14 protein-coding genes and 2 pseudogenes are annotated in these 18,279 nt (G+C 55.9%); 7 read left to right on the top strand and 9 right to left on the bottom strand.

Annotated elements, in window-relative coordinates; all coding sequences use genetic code 11:
- The first annotated feature begins 36 nt into the window (after nt 1-36).
- The 5 genes and pseudogenes from ACIX8_RS14040 to ACIX8_RS14020 form a co-directional block, all read left to right on the top strand.
- The gene (locus ACIX8_RS14040; protein ID WP_014266004.1) at nt 37-1,995 is read left to right on the top strand and encodes a hydantoinase/oxoprolinase family protein; all 1,959 of its coding nucleotides are present in this window, start codon (nt 37-39) and stop codon (nt 1,993-1,995) included.
- The gene (locus ACIX8_RS14035) at nt 1,992-3,584 is read left to right on the top strand and encodes a hydantoinase B/oxoprolinase family protein (protein WP_014266003.1); all 1,593 of its coding nucleotides are present in this window, start codon (nt 1,992-1,994) and stop codon (nt 3,582-3,584) included. Before ACIX8_RS14040 ends, ACIX8_RS14035 begins: the two co-directional genes overlap by 4 nt.
- Before the next feature lie 248 nt (nt 3,585-3,832).
- Nucleotides 3,833-5,137, top strand: a complete 1,305-nt coding sequence (locus ACIX8_RS14030) for an MFS transporter (protein ID WP_014266002.1) — start codon at nt 3,833-3,835, stop codon at nt 5,135-5,137.
- 130 nt (nt 5,138-5,267) lie between these two features.
- Nucleotides 5,268-5,498: a site-specific integrase gene (locus ACIX8_RS14025; RefSeq protein WP_190273665.1), complete on the top strand. Its 231-nt coding sequence runs from the start codon at nt 5,268-5,270 to the stop codon at nt 5,496-5,498.
- A 1,316-nt stretch (nt 5,499-6,814) separates the two neighbouring features.
- Nucleotides 6,815-7,549 (top strand): annotated as a pseudogene (locus tag ACIX8_RS14020) (YoaK family protein); the annotation flags it as partial.
- 298 nt (nt 7,550-7,847) lie between these two features.
- On the opposite strand, the gene ACIX8_RS14010 reads toward ACIX8_RS14020, so the two are convergent.
- The 5 genes and pseudogenes from ACIX8_RS14010 to ACIX8_RS14000 all read right to left on the bottom strand — a co-directional run bounded on the left by ACIX8_RS14010 (nt 7,848) and on the right by ACIX8_RS14000 (nt 10,196).
- Nucleotides 7,848-8,177 (bottom strand): ArsR/SmtB family transcription factor, encoded by a 330-nt coding sequence (locus ACIX8_RS14010; RefSeq protein WP_044176761.1) that lies wholly within the window; start codon nt 8,175-8,177, stop codon nt 7,848-7,850.
- Nucleotides 8,178-8,449: 272 nt separating this feature from the next.
- Nucleotides 8,450-8,632 carry a 3-oxoacyl-[acyl-carrier-protein] synthase III C-terminal domain-containing protein gene (locus tag ACIX8_RS26420; RefSeq protein WP_317624004.1) on the bottom strand — a complete coding sequence of 61 codons (183 nt, stop codon included), beginning with the start codon at nt 8,630-8,632 and terminating at the stop codon, nt 8,450-8,452.
- A gap of 328 nt (nt 8,633-8,960) precedes the next feature.
- Nucleotides 8,961-9,077: pseudogene (locus ACIX8_RS26415) on the bottom strand (3-oxoacyl-ACP synthase); the annotation flags it as partial.
- A 40-nt stretch (nt 9,078-9,117) separates the two neighbouring features.
- Complete coding sequence (locus ACIX8_RS26410) at nt 9,118-9,468, bottom strand: ketoacyl-ACP synthase III (RefSeq protein WP_317623982.1); 351 nt, start codon at nt 9,466-9,468, stop codon at nt 9,118-9,120.
- 11 nt (nt 9,469-9,479) lie between these two features.
- A complete protein-coding gene (locus ACIX8_RS14000) occupies nt 9,480-10,196 on the bottom strand; it encodes a spermine/spermidine synthase domain-containing protein (RefSeq protein ID WP_014265998.1) in 717 nt (238 codons plus the stop codon).
- 958 nt (nt 10,197-11,154) lie between these two features.
- On the opposite strand from ACIX8_RS14000, the gene ACIX8_RS13990 reads away from it, so the two are divergent.
- Nucleotides 11,155-12,177 (top strand): zinc-dependent alcohol dehydrogenase family protein, encoded by a 1,023-nt coding sequence (locus ACIX8_RS13990; RefSeq protein WP_014265996.1) that lies wholly within the window; start codon nt 11,155-11,157, stop codon nt 12,175-12,177.
- Here the strand turns inward: ACIX8_RS13990 and ACIX8_RS13985 are convergent.
- From ACIX8_RS13985 to ACIX8_RS13970, 4 genes are all read right to left on the bottom strand, one after another.
- Entirely contained in the window at nt 12,174-12,710 is a 537-nt protein-coding gene (locus ACIX8_RS13985; protein WP_014265995.1) for a DsbA family protein, read from the bottom strand. The two genes, ACIX8_RS13990 and ACIX8_RS13985, sit on opposite strands and share 4 nt — an antisense overlap.
- An 8-nt stretch (nt 12,711-12,718) precedes the next feature.
- A complete protein-coding gene (locus tag ACIX8_RS13980) occupies nt 12,719-13,183 on the bottom strand; it encodes a redoxin domain-containing protein (protein ID WP_014265994.1) in 465 nt (154 codons plus the stop codon).
- An 88-nt stretch (nt 13,184-13,271) separates the two neighbouring features.
- On the bottom strand, nt 13,272-13,955 hold the full coding sequence (locus tag ACIX8_RS13975) for a hypothetical protein (protein WP_014265993.1): 684 nt from the start codon (nt 13,953-13,955) through the stop codon (nt 13,272-13,274).
- 64 nt (nt 13,956-14,019) lie between these two features.
- A complete protein-coding gene (locus tag ACIX8_RS13970) occupies nt 14,020-16,395 on the bottom strand; it encodes an HAD-IC family P-type ATPase (protein WP_014265992.1) in 2,376 nt (791 codons plus the stop codon).
- Nucleotides 16,396-16,622: 227 nt separating this feature from the next.
- Between ACIX8_RS13970 and ACIX8_RS13965 the strand changes: the two genes are divergently transcribed.
- Nucleotides 16,623-18,254 carry an oleate hydratase gene (locus tag ACIX8_RS13965; protein ID WP_014265991.1) on the top strand — a complete coding sequence of 544 codons (1,632 nt, stop codon included), beginning with the start codon at nt 16,623-16,625 and terminating at the stop codon, nt 18,252-18,254.
- Nucleotides 18,255-18,279: the final 25 nt, after the last annotated feature.

Here is an 18,279-nt window from a genome sequence, read left to right as displayed (position 1 = left end):
GTTCTTGTTCCTGGGGAAGACTGGGTTTTAAGTCCTATGCGTATAGCCATCGACACTGGGGGAACGTTCACCGATATTGTGTATTTTCAGGATTCGCAGTTCGTTGTGCTGAAGGTATTTTCAACTCCCTCCGATCCTGGAAGAGCCGTGATCGAGGGGCTGCACAAGATTTCGCCTGATCCCGACGTCGTCGTTCGCCACGGCACCACAGTTGCCACCAATGCCATGCTTGAGCGTAAGGGAGCGCGCGTTGCGTTTCTGACTACGAAAGGTTTTGAAGACACGATTGCGATTGGCCGCCAGGCACGGCCGAAGCTCTACGACTGGTTTCAGCCTGCGCCCGAATGTCTCGTTCCCAAGCAGCTCCGTTTCGGCATCTCCGAGCGGATCAGCTCGAACGGGGAACTACTCGTCGCGATCGATCCCTCTGATCTGGAGATCGTGGTCACTGCCATTGCGGACGCCGGTGTGGATGCGATCGCCGTATCGACCTTGTTCTCCTTCACTAACCCGGATAGCGAAATCAAAATCGCCGCAGCACTCGAACGCCTTGGCCTACCTCTTTCGATCTCGCATCGCATCCTGCCCGAATTCCGCGAGTATGAACGTGCCTCCACCATCGTTGCGAATGCCTATGTCGCTCCCAAGGTAGGTTCCTACATCACTACTCTCGCAGCCAACATAGCGAAGGTCTACACGGGGAGCCGCCTTGAGGTCATGCAGTCTTCGGGCGGCATCATCTCTGCACGCATCGCCGCCGCAGAGCCGGTTCGAACCATGCTCTCCGGACCTGCCGGGGGCGTTATCGGCGCCTATAAGCTCGCAGGCCTTGCCGGATTCGACCAGATCATCGGCTTCGACATGGGCGGAACTTCCACTGATGTCTTCCTTGTCGACGCGACTGGCCCGCACATCAGCAATGAGTCGATCCTCACCGGCATCCCCATTGGGGTGCCCATGCTTGACATCCATACCGCAGGTGCCGGCGGCGGTTCCATCGCACGCTTCGACGCCGGCGGCCTGTTGCGCGTAGGCCCGGAATCTGCCGGCGCCGATCCCGGTCCCATCTGCTTCGGCTGTGGCACCCAACCCACTGTCACCGACGCGAATCTTGTCCTCGGCCGACTCGATACCGACCGCTTCATGGGTGGTTCCGTCACGCTCGACCGCGATCGGATGTTGCAGTACATGGAGCAGGAGAAGGGAAGTCTCGCCACCGTCGAAGAGTTTGCCTCCGGCATCCTGCGCGTCGTTGAGACCTCCATGGAGAAGGCTATTCGTGTGATCTCCATCGAACGGGGCTATGATCCCCGAGACTTCACCCTAGTTGCCTTTGGAGGAGGAGGCCCTCTGCATGCGTGCTCACTTGCTCACGCCCTGCAGGTGCCGCGCGTACTCATTCCAGCGTTGCCCGGCGCGCTCTCAGCGGTAGGCATCCTGCTCGCCGACACCATGCGCGAATACTCTCGCACCGTTATGCAAACCATCGATACAGACCTCGAAGAAATCTTTGCCGAGCTCGAGAGGCAGGGCTTTAACGAGTTTGAAGCCGAGGGTCTCGCAGGCAAATCCTTTCGCTCCGTGGATCTCCGTTACCGAGGCCAGGGTTACGAGTTGAATCTTCCCTATAGTCCCGATATGGTCCCTGCCTTTCACGCCCTGCACCAGCGCAGATACGGCTTCGCGAACGAGGGCCGACCTCTTGATATTGTGAACATCCGCGTGCGCGTCGCCGCACCGGCAGAGACCTTCGAGCCGCCACGGCAGGAGATTGTCGAAGGCGATGGCAGCGCTGCCCTCGTCGGCACCCGCGCCGTCTACTTCGATGGCACGTCTCATTTGACACGTCTCTACGAACGCGACAAGCTCCATGCGGGCGATACGTTCTCCGGTCCCGCCATTATCTCCGAATACAGCTCCGCCACCATCCTGCCGCCGGGCGATGTCCTTCGCGTCGACGCCTTCAAGAACCTGGTGATCGAGGTGCATGCATGAAGCAGCAACCAGTTAGTCCCATCGAACTCGCCATCTTCAAGAGCGCTGTTCACTCCATCGCCGAAGAGATGGGCGCCGCCCTTCGCCGCACCTCGATCTCTCCCAACATCAAGGAGCGTCGCGACTACTCCTGCGCTCTCTTCGACCGCCATCAACGCGTCATCGCTATGGGCGACCATATGCCTGTGCACCTCGGCTCCATGTCGCACTCGGTCGATGCAGTTGTAAAATCCCTCAAGCTCGGCGAGGGTGACATCGCCATCCTCAACGATCCCTACGCCGGCGGCACACACCTCCCGGATATCACGCTTGTCCTTCCCATCTTCATCGAAGGTGTCGACGGTCCAAGCTTCTACGCAGCCTCCCGCGCCCACCACGCCGACGTCGGCGGCACCTTCGCCGGCTCCATGGGTCCCTGTCGCGAGATCTATCAGGAGGGCATTCGCATTCCCGCCATCCGTCTCGTAGTCGGGGGCGAAACCAACACTGAAATCCTCTCCCTCATCCTTCACAACGTTCGGACACCCGAAGAACGCGAAGGCGATCTCGACGCGCAGATTGGTGCCTGCCGCGTCGGCGAGCAGCGGCTAAGAGACTTGGTTGCCAAGTACGGCCATGCCAAGGTCAACGAGCTCTCCGACGGGCTGCTCGCCTACACGGAACGCCTGGTGCGCGCTGAACTTCGCAAGATGCCCGCAGGCAGATATGAAGCCGAAGACTTCATGGACTCCGATGGCATCACCGACGATCCCATCCGCATCGCCGTGGCCATCACCTTTGATCCCGACACTGGGTCGGCCGCCGTCGACTTCAGCGGCTCTTCCCCGCAAGTGGCGGGAAGCATCAACGCCGTTTATCCCATCACCTACTCCGCCTGCTTTTACGTCTTTCGCTGCTTATTAGGAGACGATGCGCCAGTGACTGCCGGAATGATGAACGCGATCACCGTCTCCGCGCCGGTCGCCACCATCGTCAATGCGCGTCCACCCGCGGCAGTCGCCGGAGGCAATGTGGAGTGCAGCCAGCGCATCGTCGATGTCCTTCTACGCGCACTCGCCAAGGCCGCTCCCGACCGTGTCCCCGCCGCGAGCTATGGCTCGATGAGCAATCTCACCGTCGGCGGTTGGGACGAGCGCTTCCATCTGCCCTTCACCTACTACGAGACGACCGCGGGCGGCATGGGTGCACGCCCCGGTATTGACGGCATTGACGGCATCCATTGCCACATGACCAACTCCCTCAACACGCCCGTCGAGGCACTCGAGTATGCCTATCCCTTCCGCGTCCGTTCCTACTCCTATCGCAAAGGCTCAGGCGGCGCGGGCGAGTTCAAGGGTGGCGACGGTCTCATCCGCGAAGTGGAGCTACTAGCCGACGCGCAAGTAACGCTACTCAGCGAGCGCCGCAAATTTCAACCTTATGGCCTCTTCGGTGGTACGGGCGGTGAGGTCGGCCTCAATCTGCTCATCAGGCCCGACGGCACCTCTGAAAAGCTTCCTGCGAAGTGCAGCATTTACGCAAAAAAATACGACCTCATCCGCCTCGAAACACCGGGTGGTGGGGGTTGGGGAGTGCCCGAAATTAGTTAGATCAAGCCTTTCGAAGCCCTTATAAAAGAACATCGTCAAAGCAGCAAAGAGGTAGCACTCAATATCGAATGGGGTATTACCGTGATTCGTTTCGTTGCAGTATGTGCTGCCCTTGCTCTCGAAGGAGTCAAGCGGTAGCGTCTGAATTCCGTGTTTCTGCGGGAATTCTTCAATGCCTCAGGTAAAGAGAATCCAGCATCCGGTAACGCACGAATTTCCAAACCGCGCCTCAGAAAAAGGAATCCATCATGAGTGAGCCAGGCATCACCATCCTGCCAACCCGCAAGAAACTCTGGTTCCTCCAACTCGAATCCGAGGAGCGCTCCGCACTCGTCGCTACTTTCGCAGGCTGGATGCTCGACGGCATGGACGTCATGGTCTACAGCTTCGTGCTCCCGTCTCTCATTCTGATCTGGCACATCAGCAAGGGCCAGGCCGGGCTGCTCGGCACCTCCGCTCTACTGCTCTCCTCCGTCGGTGGCTGGCTCGCCGGCCTCGCGGCCGACCGCTTCGGTCGCGTCCGTATCCTTCGCTTAACCATCCTCTGGTTCGCAGTCTTCACTTTTCTCAGTGGTTTCACTAACAGCTTCAATCAGCTCTTCATTATTCGTGGTCTGCAAGGCCTCGGTTTTGGTGGCGAGTGGGCCGTCGGCTCCGTCCTCATCGGCGAAACCATTCGTGCCAAATATCGCGGCCGTGCCGTAGGCACCGTGCAAGGCGGCTGGGCCATCGGCTGGGGAATCGCCGCGCTCTTCTATACACTCTTCTTCGCTGTACTCTCGCCTGACATGGCCTGGCGTGCCATGTTCTGGATAGGCCTCGCTCCCGTCGTGCTCGCTGTCTACGTCCGCAAGAATGTCCAGGAGCCGGAGATCTATAAAGAGGCGACCATCCTCCGCGCCAACCATCCATCAACGAACAAGGGCTCCAACCTCACTTTTCTCAAAATCTTTTCGCCCGCAATTCTCCGCACCACCGCGCTCGCCTCCCTGGTTGCGCTCGGAGCGCAGGGTGGCTACTACGCCATCAACACCTGGCTCCCGCTCTACCTCAACGCGCGCGGCCTTAACGTTACCCACACCGGCGGTTATCTCCTGGTCGTCATCCTTGGATCCTTCGCCGGGTACCTTGTCAGCGCCCATCTCGCCGACAGGCTCGGCCGCAAACTCACCCTCATCCTCTTCGCTGCGTTCTCCGCGCTCACCATCTTTCTCTACACCATCGTCCCCATTAGCGACACGGCCACCCTGCTCCTCGGCTTCCCGCTCGGCTTCTTTCCCTCCGGTTCCTTCAGCCCCATGGGTGCCTTCTTCACCGAGCTCTTTCCCACTGCCATCCGAGGCTCCGCGCAGGGCTTCTCCTACAATCTTGGCCGCGGTGTAGGCGCCTTATTCCCCGCGCTGGTCGGCTTCTTCGCCATCCACATGCGTCTGGGCCATGCCATCGCCCTGTTCGCAGTCTCTGCCTACCTGCTCATGACTCTCGGGGTTCTCTTATTGCCGGAGACCTGTGGCGTGGAGTTGGAAGAGAACAAGAAGAATGCGATTGTCTAAATAAAAGGCTAGGTTTTACTGGCAGATTTGGTGAGGTATATGCGTTGAGCGTCTGCTCGCCCTGAAGGCCAGGATGAAGGCGGAGGATGAGGATTGGATGTTTCCGAATCGGATTAAGAAGGGCAAGACAATGAAGTCTGGTCCGATCTGGCACGATAATCTTCTCGGCAGGGTGATTCAGCCCGCCGCGAGGGAACTCGGCCTTCCGCACATCACCTGGCGTCTCCTGCGGCACTGGGGGGCGACACAGATGGTGGAGGCGCGGGTTCCGCTCAAGGCAGCGCAGCAACGCCTGGGTACTCGCGTCCGGATATTCTTCTTAGGGTCTACGCGCATGTTCTGGACGCGTCGGCGGACTTAGCGGCGGCAACGCTGAGTGGGCAGTTGGGGGGCGGATTTTCTGCTCCCATGGCGGCCCACGCAGGGGACTAATCTGAGCTTTTCGCTTATTGGCTGCCCCGGCAAAAAACAGCTTCGATAAGTCGCTCTAAGTTGTTGAGAAGATTTGGAGGCGCGGGTCGGGATCGAACCGACGCATAAAGGTTTTGCAGTTTTGGGGCCTTCGCATAAAGCATTGAAAATACCGCGAATTCCGTCGAATGAAGTACCTAGGAATCGTTGGTTTTAGTACCCTTTTATCCCTTATTGGAAACCTTAAAGTTTGGGCGTTCTGACTCCTATTTGTAGAGTTAGATTCGCTGTCTGCGCTGATACCTCTTCGGAGGTGACCCGGTTGCATCGCATTTACGCGGTCTCATGGGGCTCGTGAAATGCAGTGGGTCGGATCGAAGAATTGGCAATTGGACCCGAATGAAGTCAAATCGAGCCTGGAGCCACAACCCTCGTGGTTCTAGCTAGTTGAAAACGTGGGCTTTAGATGGTCGTGGCGAGAACATTCGAACCTCCCCTCCGACCTCCTGGTCCCGAAACCGAAGCGGATATTATAACGTATTGATTCTTCTAGTCCGGTGTTGCGTCGTAGTACACCGTTTTAGCTGGTATTTGGGGCGATTGGATCCAAGTTTGGACCCAAGTTTCAAGATTGCCGCACCCACGCTACCTCGGGCGCTTAAGAACCCAAATATTCGGCGGTTCAAAGCCAGAGATGGCTTTGGTTAGTGTTACATATCCCTTTGCGGGTACCGACAACTGGGATTATGCTGAATTCTCGTCTGGACATCGCGGCCGAATTAAGCACAACTCATTGATGGACTTCACGCTGGTCCATGTGCCGTCGCCGGAGTAGAGCCATCGAGAAAGCGTCGAAGGTAAGACGTGTGACGCAGTTGGCGCCAGAGAAGGGTGTAGCAGTTGGTGCTCCTGCGGGTCTGCAGGGAGTGCAGGTAGTCGTTGGCCTCGGCCCATGCGTGATAGGCGAAGTATTCCGGGCGGAAACCAGAGGCGAGGCCGTACGCTGTCGCGTCATGGTTGAGAAAGTACCAATTGAGAAATCCGTGCTCGTTTGTCAGATAGTCTCTTTGGAATTGACGCGGTCGCTTGATCGGGCCGCCGCAGAATGGTGGTGGTTAGATGGCGTCAAGACCGGACACTATCGAGGGAGACTGCAGCAAGTACGAAAATTTATATATTCATCTTTACGAATATAATGAAAGAGACCTGCCAGAAGGTCTCCCTCATCCTTTCGGCAGGTGGTTTCAATCGGACGCTTGCGGGCCTATGCCAATTATCTATTTACGCGGACTAACTGGAAAGCATCGACAGCAGACTGCCGACAGACAGTTGGCGCGTTATCTCGCGTTCATCGCCGGGGCAACGAATGCCGGAGGGTTTCTAGCAGTCAAACAGTACACCTCGCACATGTCTGGCATCGTGTCGGCGATGGCAGACAACCTGGCTTTGGGAGATGTCGGATTGGTGATGACTGCGCTGGGGGCGCTCGTCTCATTCATGGCGGGCGCGGGGTTCTCGGCGATCCTCATCAACTGGGGCCGCCGGAGAGAGCAGCACAGTGAATACGCGCTTCCACTCATGCTTGAAGCGCTGCTCATGGTGGCCTTCGGATTGTTGGGTGGGAACCTAGAGCATCATGAATGGCTTTTCGTTCCGGCCAGTGTAATGCTGCTCTGTTTCATCATGGGGCTTCAGAACGCCATCATCACGAAGCTCTCTCACGCGGAGGTTCGTACCACTCACGTCACGGGAATGGTGACAGACATCGGCATAGAGCTCGGCAAACTCTTCTATTGGAACGCTTCGCGCCATGACGAGTCGAAGCCGATGGTGAGAGCGGACAGGAAGAAACTGTGGCTACTATCTTCTCTCGTCTTGTTGTTTTTCTCGGGCGGCGTCGTGGGGGCAATAGGATTCAAGCGCATTGGCTTTTCCGCAACACTGTTTCTAGCCGTGGTTCTGGTGATCCTGGCGACCGTTCCGCTGATTGACGATATCAGAGCCGCGGCAGCGCGGAACTCCAGGTGAGTGTCCTGAGAACCTCAGCGTGCCGCAGGCGACGCGAGCGATTGCTTCGCTTTGGACCATAGTCTTATGTAATTTTCCGGTTGGGGCGCTCGAAGAGAATCTTCTATGGCTTTCCGGTATCCGCCGAGATAGATCGCATACAGTACGACGAGCGAGCATCCGACCCCGAACACGAATCCCAAAAACCAACCGATTCCGATACTGACAAAGGCATTCATCATAGCCACACTCAAAGGACATGCACGCGGGCAACCGGAATGGCCGCGACTCGCTACAGATTGGCCAGCATGTCCTGAACACCGACCAAGTGTTTATTAAAGATTTTCTTCGCCACATCGAGAAGCCGAAAGATCTCCGGGTCTCGTATCGAGTAGAGAACGCTCAAGCCTTCTTTGCGGGCGTTCACAATATGGCGAGCGCGGAGAATGGCAAGCTGCTGTGAGAGCGTGCTTTGTTCCACTTCCAGCCTGGAGCTGAGATCATTCACTCCAATTTCGCCGGCGCGGAGTTCATCGACGATACGGATACGCATCGGATGTGCAAGCGCCTTGAAGAACTCGGCTTTGAAAAGGCTGAGCTCAATGGGGTTCGATGCCTTCATATGTCTTTGAATATTAGCATTCAGCGATCGAACCGTCTGCCTCACTTCTTCTCCTCACCACCTGTCGAACAACGCTGGTTTGCTTCTTTCTCCCTCCAAGATCCAGGTGACGGTTTCCGATCCGCAGCGTTCGATATCCCGAAGGACTTTGCCACATTCATGAGAAGGCGTACGAGGAAGTTGGGCCGATTTGCTAATGCGTTTGCCATGGTCTGAGTGTATTCCTATATTGCAATGTATGAATATATCAAAGCTGAAACCTGTCCCGGAAATCACGTTTCCCAGCGAAGCAGCGTAGCTCCTGCAGAAAATCCGGCACCCACCGAGGCGAGCATAACAAGGTTGCCTCGTTCGAGTTGTCCGGATTTCAGCGCAGATGCCATAGCAAGAGGGATGGTAGCGGCGGTTGTGTTTCCAAAGTTTTCGATGTTCACAACAATCTGTTTTTTGTCCAGACCAAGACGCTCCCCGACCGCTTCGATGATGCGTCGATTCGCTTGGTGGGGGGATGAAGCAGTCGAGGTCCTTGGTCTCTAACGCGTTGCGGGCAAGCAAGGCGGTCGCTATTTCCGGCATCTTGCGCACCGCAAACTTATAGACGCCCCGGCCGTCCTGCACAACGAAGTGCTGCCGGTTCTTGACCGTTTCCTCTGAAGTGGGCAGCAACGATCCCCCCGCCGGCATGTAGAGGCTTTGACCTCCAGAGCCATCGATTTCATGAAGAAAATCAATCATGCCGACTTCACCTTCAGCGCATGGCTCCAGCAATACCGCCCCAGCGCCATCGCCGAAAAGGATGCAAGTGGCTCTGTCTGTGTAGTCCAGAATGGAACTCATCACATCGGCGCCTATCACCAATACCTTGGTGTGGGCTCCTGACTCCACCAGCTTGGCGCCCATCTGTAGTGCGTAAATAAATCCTGCGCAGGCGGCAGAGAGATCAAACCCCCAAGCCTTGGTAGCGCGGAATTTTTGTTTGCACCAAGCACGCTGTAGATGGGAACGTCATGTCCGGGGTGACGGTCGCTACGATGATCGCGTCAACGTCACTGGCGTTGACGCCCCGTTGAGTGAGACATTGTTTGGCTGCTTCGGCCGCGAGATCGCTGGTCGCAACCCCCTTAGCCACTACATGCCGTTCCCGGATGCCGGTGCGCTCAACGATCCACTCGTCCGTCGTCTCTACAAGTTTCTCCAGATCGGCATTCGTTATGACGGCTGGCGGGACGAAAGTTCCCAAAGAAGAGATCTTGGCCCGCACTGCGAGCCGAGGCTGTATTTGTAGTTTCATGGAACCTCTCACTACGTTCGTATCTCAGCAGCCAGGTGTGAACTCGCAGCTTCGCAGAGTTCCGTCTTCGTGCGGTTTCCGAAGCGGGTCAGAACGTGCAGCAGCGGCTCGTCCAGCAGCCACCGATTATCACCTTTGGTCGCGAACACGATCTTGTTGGAGCCGTCTTCTGGCAGAACCACGACGATGCCCTGTTCTGGAAAGCTGCGCTGGATGCGGTCTAGCAGCACACGGTCGTTTAGACCGCAGAGATTAACCACCAGTATGCCGTTGGGACCAAGCGCACGATAGCAATTGTCGTAGAACGTCTGAGAGCAAAGTTGGGGTGGCTGTCCGTCATAGTCGAAGCCGTCCACGAGCAAGACTTCAGGCTCGTCGGAAGTTTCGGCCACGTAATCTGCACCGTCTCCGCAAACAAGGTGAAAACGATCGCCATCCTGGGGAATGTGAAAGACCTCTCTGAGCGCGATCACCCCGGGGTTTATCTCAATCACCGTGATGTCGGTCGCGGGTAACTCCTTGTAGCACCACTTAGATATTGAGCCGCCGCCCAAGCCAATCATGGCGATGTTCTTGGGGGAGCTATTGAGGAGCAAGAAACCCATCATCGTGCGTGTGTACGAGAGAGTAAGCAGTCCGGGGTCGTCCGCTTTCATTTCGCTTTGGACGACGCAACTCTGAAACTGCAGGGTCAGGAAGCCGGCATCTTCGTAGACGAATGGCGGCACCGTTGATCTTCTTCTTGGTTCGAGTGCGAAAGCGCTGCAACGTGGATCGCAATACTGACTTTGTCCCAAATCTATCCCCGCTTAAGAACTGAAGGTACGTTGATCCCTGAGCGATGGATCGCGTGAGAGCGATTGGCGTAGAGCCACCGTTCAGTCGCTGAATATATAGTAATATTAGAATGTATGAATATACAAACAGGGCCGAGAGATCAAATCCTGAAGGGTGAGATTCAGGGCTGTGCAGCCCTCCTGGCAGGAAAACGCGCTGAGCTCGCTCGCTTGAGACAGAGACTTGCGTCTCTTCTTGACGCTGAGGAACGTGAGCGCCTGCTCGCTGCGAAGGACGCCTTGGTGGGGCGGGGGAACATCCTGAGTCATCGTTTGGACGAACTTCAGAAGGAGCAGCGACTGAGAGCCAGATCGAGGGGAGTTGCAATGGGAACTTCCCGGCTCGATTGGCCTTAGTTGAAGGGGCCGCAACCGCGTCGACGCCCCCTGGGAGAAGGCCATCATTTATCGAACATCCTGGGGCAAAATTTCGGCAGTGGCTTCTCTGGGTAATAGTTTGGTGTTTCCTGTTCTCTCTGCCTTCGATAGTGCAGACATGCGCCGCTGTTGGCATGAGAATGTCGATAGAGGTTGTATCGATGTCGTTCAAAATACTTGCCGAAAATGATCGTTGTGAGAATCGCTCCAACGATATTTGCAGTTGTGACGGGGCATGTTCAGGGTACGGGACACGAAGCAATTGCCCACCGCTGATTGTCTTGGCGACCATGGCGGTGTCTCAGGTTGCACTTGCCCATGCATGTATCGTGAAGTTGTTCGGAACCTGCGACCTAGTGGTTGCATGATGCCTTCGTTAGACCGTTAGCTGAACTTGTGTCTCCGTTTGTGCGAGCAATCCGGCACAGTAATCCTCAATCCTTTCACCGAGGATGCTCCCAGTCCCTCCATAATGGAGTCAGACTTACCACCGGAGTCAGAGTTGAAAGCTGCTGTCTACGATTCGAATCGTTCGAGCCCTGCTCAATTGGTAGAGATCATGGACGTTCCACGCCCGAGATTGATGGCAGGGCACCTCCTTCTCCGCGTGCTTGCTTGCGGTGTCTGCCGTACCGATCTCCATATAATCGAGGGAGATCTGCCTGCCCTCTCTCCGAAAATCATTCCGGGCCATCAAATTGTTGGTGAGGTTGTGGAAGGAGCTACTCTTCGTCTTCCCCTTGGGACACGGGTGGGTGTCTCCTGGATGGGTGGCGTCGATGGGGATTGCTGGTATTGCCAGAATCACATGGAGAATCTCTGTGACCATCCCGTCTTCACTGGATATTCAGTGAATGGCGGTTACGCGGAGTTTGTACTGGTTCGCGAGGACTTTGCATATCCACTGCCCGACGAGTTGGACAACGCGCAGGTTGCTCCATTGCTGTGTGCAGGTATCATCGGTTTCCGGAGCCTGCGAGTCGCCGGAGTGATACCCGGTGAAAAGGTAGGGCTCTTCGGTTTTGGCAGTTCTGCAGCTTTAGCCATCCGAATCCTGCAGTTTTGGAAGTGTCAGGTCTATGTCGTCACGAGGGGGCGGGCACACCGCGACTTCGCCACGTCGCTCGGAGCAACTTGGGTAGGAGACGAAGATACCGTTCCTCCAGCGTTGTTGGATCGGGCGATTACCTTTGCTCCCAGTGGCAAGGTTGTGATCAGTGCGCTGAGCTGTCTTAGGAAGGGCGGGGTTGTCGCGGTCAACGCGATCCATTTGGATCAGATGCCGGCATTCGATTACGACAAGTTGCTCTGGGGTGAACGACAGATCCGCAGTGTGGCGAACATGACCCGCGACGACGCCCGGGACTTTCTCAAGCTGGCAGGACAACTCCAGTTTCGGCCGGAGGTCACCATCTTCTCGCTGGAAGATGCCCACAAAGCTCTCATCGCGGTGAAGAACGAAGACGAATCTGGATCGATCGTGATTGTTCCCTAATCCCCATTCGAGATGAGAACCTGCTCCATCAGCGTAACCAGAGATTCGTAGTTTGTGGGACCGTCGTATCGATCTCCATTCAGAAAAAAGGTCGGCGTTCCGTTCACACCACTCCGGATACCTCCAGTAAAATCGGCGTCGATTCTCTCTTTCGCCGTTCCGCTGGATCGCGCGAGTTGTAGGCCCGAATCGGTCAAGCCCAGTTTCTCCAAGAGTGCGTGGAACGTACTCTCGTCCAAGCTCTCTTGATTTGCGAACAGCAGATCGTGCATCTCCCAGAACTTACCTTGACTTCCGGCAAACTCCGCCACCTCAGCGGCGGGCTCGGCCCACGGGTGGATCTCCCGCAAGGGAAAATTGCGAAAGACGAAGGACATCCGGTTGCCGAGATGAGCTTGTAAGCTTCTGATGGTCGGCTGGACTTCTCCGCATGACGGGCACTCATAGTCGCCATATTCGACAAGGCTACATGCCGCATTCAGTTTGCCTTGGAGGTGGTCGTGCTTCGATACACCGATGGATAGTTTGCTCATTTTTCCTCCTATTTCGGTAGTGCTTCGAGAGCTTTCAGAATGCCGTCTGCGCCGGGACTTACCGCCACCGGTGAGCAGTAGCTCCATGTGATGACGCCGTTCTTGTCGAGAACAAAGAGAGCGCGTTCGCAGACACCATCCGCCTCGCGATAGGAACCATAAGCGCGGGCCGTATCGCCTTTCGGCTCAAAATCAGAGAGCAACGAGAAGTGAAGATGCTTATGCTTGGCAAAGGCATCGTGACACCAGGCGCCGTCTACCGAGATGGCGACAAGCTCGGCACTGTACTTGAGCAGCTCCGGCAAGATCTCATTGAACACGCTGAGTTCGTCCCCGCAGACTGGACTCCAGTCTGCGGGATAAAACGCGAGCACAACGGGTTTGCCGCGCAACTCGCTCAGTGAAAGCTTTTGATCCGGGGTGACGTGGAGACGGAACTCTGGGGCTGTTGTTCCAGCGGTGAGGATTGGCATACTTCTCCGTTTCGTTTGTATCTTCTTTCGTGGGACGACAGAGACTTATGGATATCGGTGGGACTGCAGCCAAGCGTTCGATCTTGATCTAAACGACCGTAATCATGTGACGCTTTGCGATGGCTTCGATCTCGGGAGGGGTTAGAGCGGATAGGTCTGCCGTTTCAATAGCAATGACATGCCGAGAGATATCGTGGTGATTCTCTTTCAAGTACTCCACGAGATGATCGACTGCGCTACTCTTGCCGGTGCCGTGTCCAATCAGAACGATCTCATTCGCCGGCAGCAGGTCCTTGGCAACCTCTTCGTAAAACGATTTCTCTTCCGGTACCCGCTCGCCCTTGTAGTGGGCTTCTTTCTTATGGATCAGGTGATGGTGAAAACCGAATGGGTCGTAGGGACGAACTGTCTCCTCAGCTTCCGGGACTTTTCCGTTCAAGTCCTGGTACACATGCGCGGCGTGATGATCGATCACGACCACCATCCGACAGGGTTGCGTGGCTTCAACAGGCGACAAGGCCGGGCCCGCGTCCCGGAGGAACTTCCTTAATCGCGCGACTTCTTCGACACCGAGTTCGTGCGTGTGCGGATGTTTGAAGAAGGCTCGCTGTGCTCCCACGGTGAAGACAAATTCGTCGCTTCCATGTGGCTTGACGTCGCCTATCTGCCCAATCAGGTCAACAGTGTCGGCCCAACTCAGATTCCGGGGTAGTTTTCCGGTGAGAAGGCTCGTGTGAAGAAGGTCAAGATCATGGCGAATATGTGTATTCATGCATTAAGCATGGCACTCGCGAAAATACAAAACTGTATAGCTTTGCTCACATAGCTCTTTCGTTTTAGGTGATATTCAGACGCCTGAAGATAGGAACTTTAACGAAGTTCAGAATAAAGAAGAAAATTGTGGCTGCCAGGAACTCCGAGGTCAAGACGGCGAGTGAGAGTGAGGACATCTCGATACCGCGATTCGCAAGCAACGAGATGAACAACATATCCGCTGCAGAAGACATCACCAGCCACTTCGTTGGAGGCAGGCCCCAAAGATGTTGTCGGTCACGCACAGCGTAGGTAATTGCCTGGCTGCCATAGACGATGGCGATGACACAGAACGTCCGCAGGTGATTGATGTCCAAGTGCATCCTGTATCTGCCGACAGCAAGAGCGGCCGTGCAGAACGCCAGAAAGCCAAGTCCCAAAAGGGCTCCGGCCGCCGTAATCTTTCCGATGTCCCAGGAATTGGGAGTTTCGGAGGGTCTCACCCGATCAGTGGCAAAGGCCATCGAAAGAAAGTCGCCAGTAATCATTACGATGACCATCAGCAGCGGAGTCAGCACGGCTTGTCCGGTCATCAGGAGGCCGATGGCGAGGAACAGGAGCTGGGCGATCTTCTTAGTCGTGGATCTCAAGGTGTAGCTGAGGATGCGCTGAAAGATGACTCTTCCCGTCTTGATGGCAGCCACGATCCCACTGAGACCGGCTTCAGTGAGGACAACGCCTGCGGCTGATTTGGCGACATCCGTTGCGGTGGAAACCGCGATCCCGATTTGAGCCTGTCGCAATGCCGGAGCATCATTGGCACCGTCGCCGCACATTCCCACGGTATGCCCACTCTTCTGAAATGCCTTCACAAGATCGAACTTTCCTTCGGGAAGGATGCTTGCGAAAACGGAATAGTCTTCTGGTTTAACACTCGCCGGGATTGGACCCGTCGGACAGGTAGCACCACTGAGGCCGACCTCGCCGGCGACAATGGAGGCCGTCTCCGGTGCGTCTCCCGTGACCATCACCGTCCGCACCCCGAGGGTTTTCAATTCAGAGATGAGTGACGCCGAGTCTCCGCGAGGCGGATCGCTTAACGCGATCAAACCTATCAGTCGTAGGGCGGTTGGTGGACCGAAAGCAACTGCCAGAACACGAAACCCTTGTCTTTCGAGCTTGTTTGCTGCCTCAGATGCTTGTGTATCGGGTGCGGAGAGTGTGAGGATTGTTGCGAAGGCGCCCTTGATGATCTTTACAGCCTGGCCTCTGGCATCCGTCGCGGTCGCCTCCGATGTCTTCTTAGCGGGATCAAATGCTGTAAATGTCACCAGCTTTGGCGTATCCGAAGCCGGTTTCTTCTCGGAGGCGGATCGAATCGCAGCGTCAACCGAGTCTTGACCACCTATGGAACTCGCGAGTGCCGCAATCCCGAGAACCTGGTTTTCCTGGAACCCATTCAGTGGGAAGACACTCGTCACCGAAAGCTGATTGGCCGTGAGAGTGCCCGTCTTGTCCACGCACAACACATTAATCGTGCCGGCCTCATCCACCGCAGACAGGCGTGTAGGAAGCACACCTAGTTTAGCGAGAGATCGCGCTCCGATAGCTGAGGACAATGTGAATGTGGCCGGCAAACCCACCGGGATAGCAGCGAGTACCGCTGTGAGGAAAAGCGGAACAACCTCACTCCAGGGCATCGAGTGAGTGAGAGCGTACACACCCATAAGTAGGATGACCGCGCCATTGAAGAAGGCAAGGTTTCGCACAATCTTTAGAACAGCCTTCTGCTGCGAACTGACGACGTGTGCTGTTCGCACCAACTCGGCTGTCTGCCCGAACTTGGTTCGAGTACCTGTTGCCGTCACCTTGGCTGTCGCTTCACCCCGCTTGACGAGGGCTCCTGAGAACGTATCCGCACCAGCACCGGCCTCCACCGGTAGAGATTCTCCCGTCAGCATCGATTGGTCCAGCAGGATCGAACCACTAAGGATATGAACATCCGCTGCGACCACCCCACCCAGCGAAAGCTTGACCAAGTCTCCAACAACCAACTGCGCTGCGGGAATCAGTTTCCATACACCGTCACGCTGGACTGAGGCATTTAGCGCGAGTCGCGACTTCAGGGCGTTAAGGGTCGCTTGTGCGCGACCCTCCTGCACAAACGCCAGCGCAGCGTTGAAGATAAGCAGTGCAGCGATGATGCCAGACTCAACATATTTGTGCAGCGCAATCTGCAAGACCATCGAGGCTTCGAGAAGCCAGGGAACCGGGGCCCAGAACTTCGAAAGCGCATTCCTAAGCAGATGGGCCGAAGTATCGGGCATCGCATTCGGTCCGTCCTGCGTGAGCACGGCTGCAGCTTGTGAGCTTGATAGGCCCGCACCAGCCTCCGAAGGGACGGCGGAACTTCCATTCTGGATGGACGCTGAGACGTTCAAAGTGTCGCTGCTCGTCATGTGCTCCTTTGCGCCGGTCCCTTTCGATCAAGGCCAGCCGCGCATCTATAGGAACGCACGTCTGTTGAGCCTCGCATTCAATGCCTAGCCGTACTGTGTCTTTTTGCTCACTCCGTTCTGAAGCAGGTCCGGTTTCGCAGCCGGTTGACTGGAAGTGTGCAAAATGAACCAGATCATCTCTCGTGGCCTTGAGAACCTCTAGATGCAGGGAAAGAAGAGGCCAACAAATGCCACACAAGCGCAGAGTGCAAGAAGACACGAAGGTGTACTTGATTGGTGGAGGAATCGCGTCGATGGCTGCCGCGGGTTTCCTGATTCGCGACGGAGGCCTAAAAGGGCACGACATCAGCATCCTCGAAGAATCCGACAAGATCGGCGGCAGTCTGGACGCTAACGGGACGCCTGAGACCGGCTATGTCATGCGTGGCGGTCGGATGATCGAGAGCAAATATCTTTGCACCTTCAACCTGTTCTCTTCTATTCCGACCCTCGACAATCGCCAGTCCGTGACAGAGGAGATCTTCGCCTGGAACAAGACGATGAAGACTGCATCAAGATCCCGTCTCTTCCGTGAAGGAAAGAGCGTCAACGCTCCTCTATTCGGACTGAGTGAAAAGCACATCTTGACCATCGAACGACTTGAGTTGGAGCCGGAGTCTTTGCTTGGACGCACGACAATCTCCGACCAGTTAGATGCCGATTTCTTTGCGACAGACTTCTGGTTCATGTGGTGTACGACCTTCGCGTTTCAACCTTGGCACAGCGCTGTCGAGTTCAAACGCTATCTCGTGCGTTTCACGCACATGGTGTCCGGCTTCAACACGCTTGGCGGCATCATGCGAACGGTTTACAACCAGTACGACTCGCTTGTTCGACCTCTGCGTAGGTGGCTCGAAGAGCGAGGCGTTCAGTTTCACCTGAACACACGCGTGATGGACCTTATTACGTCGAACGCCTCAGATGGTTTCGCGGTGGAACAGATCCATTGCGAGACTTCTGGCGCTCCGCACTTAATTCAGGTGACCTCATCCGATTTTGTGATTGCCACATTGGGTTCCATGACAGAGGGATCGAGTTTTGGATCGATGGATCAAGCTGCTGTTCTGAATGAAGCGCGAGCCGGAGGATCCTGGTCGTTATGGGAGAAGATTGCAAGGCGACAGAATGATTGCGGCAGGCCTGCAAACTTCAGCGACCACGTAAAAGATTCGAAGTGGCTATCCTTCACGACAACACTTCACACTCCGATTTTTTTTGATTGCATTCGGGATGCTACAGGCAATGCTCCCGGGGAGGGTGGCCTGATTACGTTTCCCGAATCGAACTGGCTGGCGTCGATTGTATTGCCGCATCAGCCGCACTTCATCGGTCAGCCGGAGGATGTCAACGTGTTCTGGGGGTATGGTCTGTTTGTGGACCGACCTGGCAACTTCGTAAAAAAGCCGATGGCTGAATGTACGGGCCGCGAAATCATGACCGAAATCATGGGACACCTTCGGCTTAATGCAGAGATCGACAAGGTGCTGAGCAGTTGCACATGTATTCCGTGCATGATGCCGTTTATCACCAGCCAGTTCCTGCCGCGTTCCATCGGTGACCGCCCAGCGGTAGTTCCTCCACGCTCCAAAAATCTCGCCTTCGTAGGTCAGTTTTGCGAAATAGAAGACGACGTGGTTTTCACGGTGGAGTACTCCATACGTTCCGCACAGACTGCTGTGTACTCGCTGCTCGGGTTGGACAAGACGCCACCGTCTGTTTACAAGGGAAACCATGATCCGCGCGTTCTTCTGAAGGCTTTTCTGGCGTTGCATAACAACGCGGGCAGGGAAGCTTTGTTAGAGCAATCGATCCCGTCATAAGCCCAAGAATATGTACAAAACTGCT

This window comes from Granulicella mallensis MP5ACTX8, from assembly GCF_000178955.2.
Taxonomy (GTDB): domain Bacteria; phylum Acidobacteriota; class Terriglobia; order Terriglobales; family Acidobacteriaceae; genus Granulicella; species Granulicella mallensis.
This window is presented reverse-complemented; position numbering and strand designations above follow the sequence as displayed.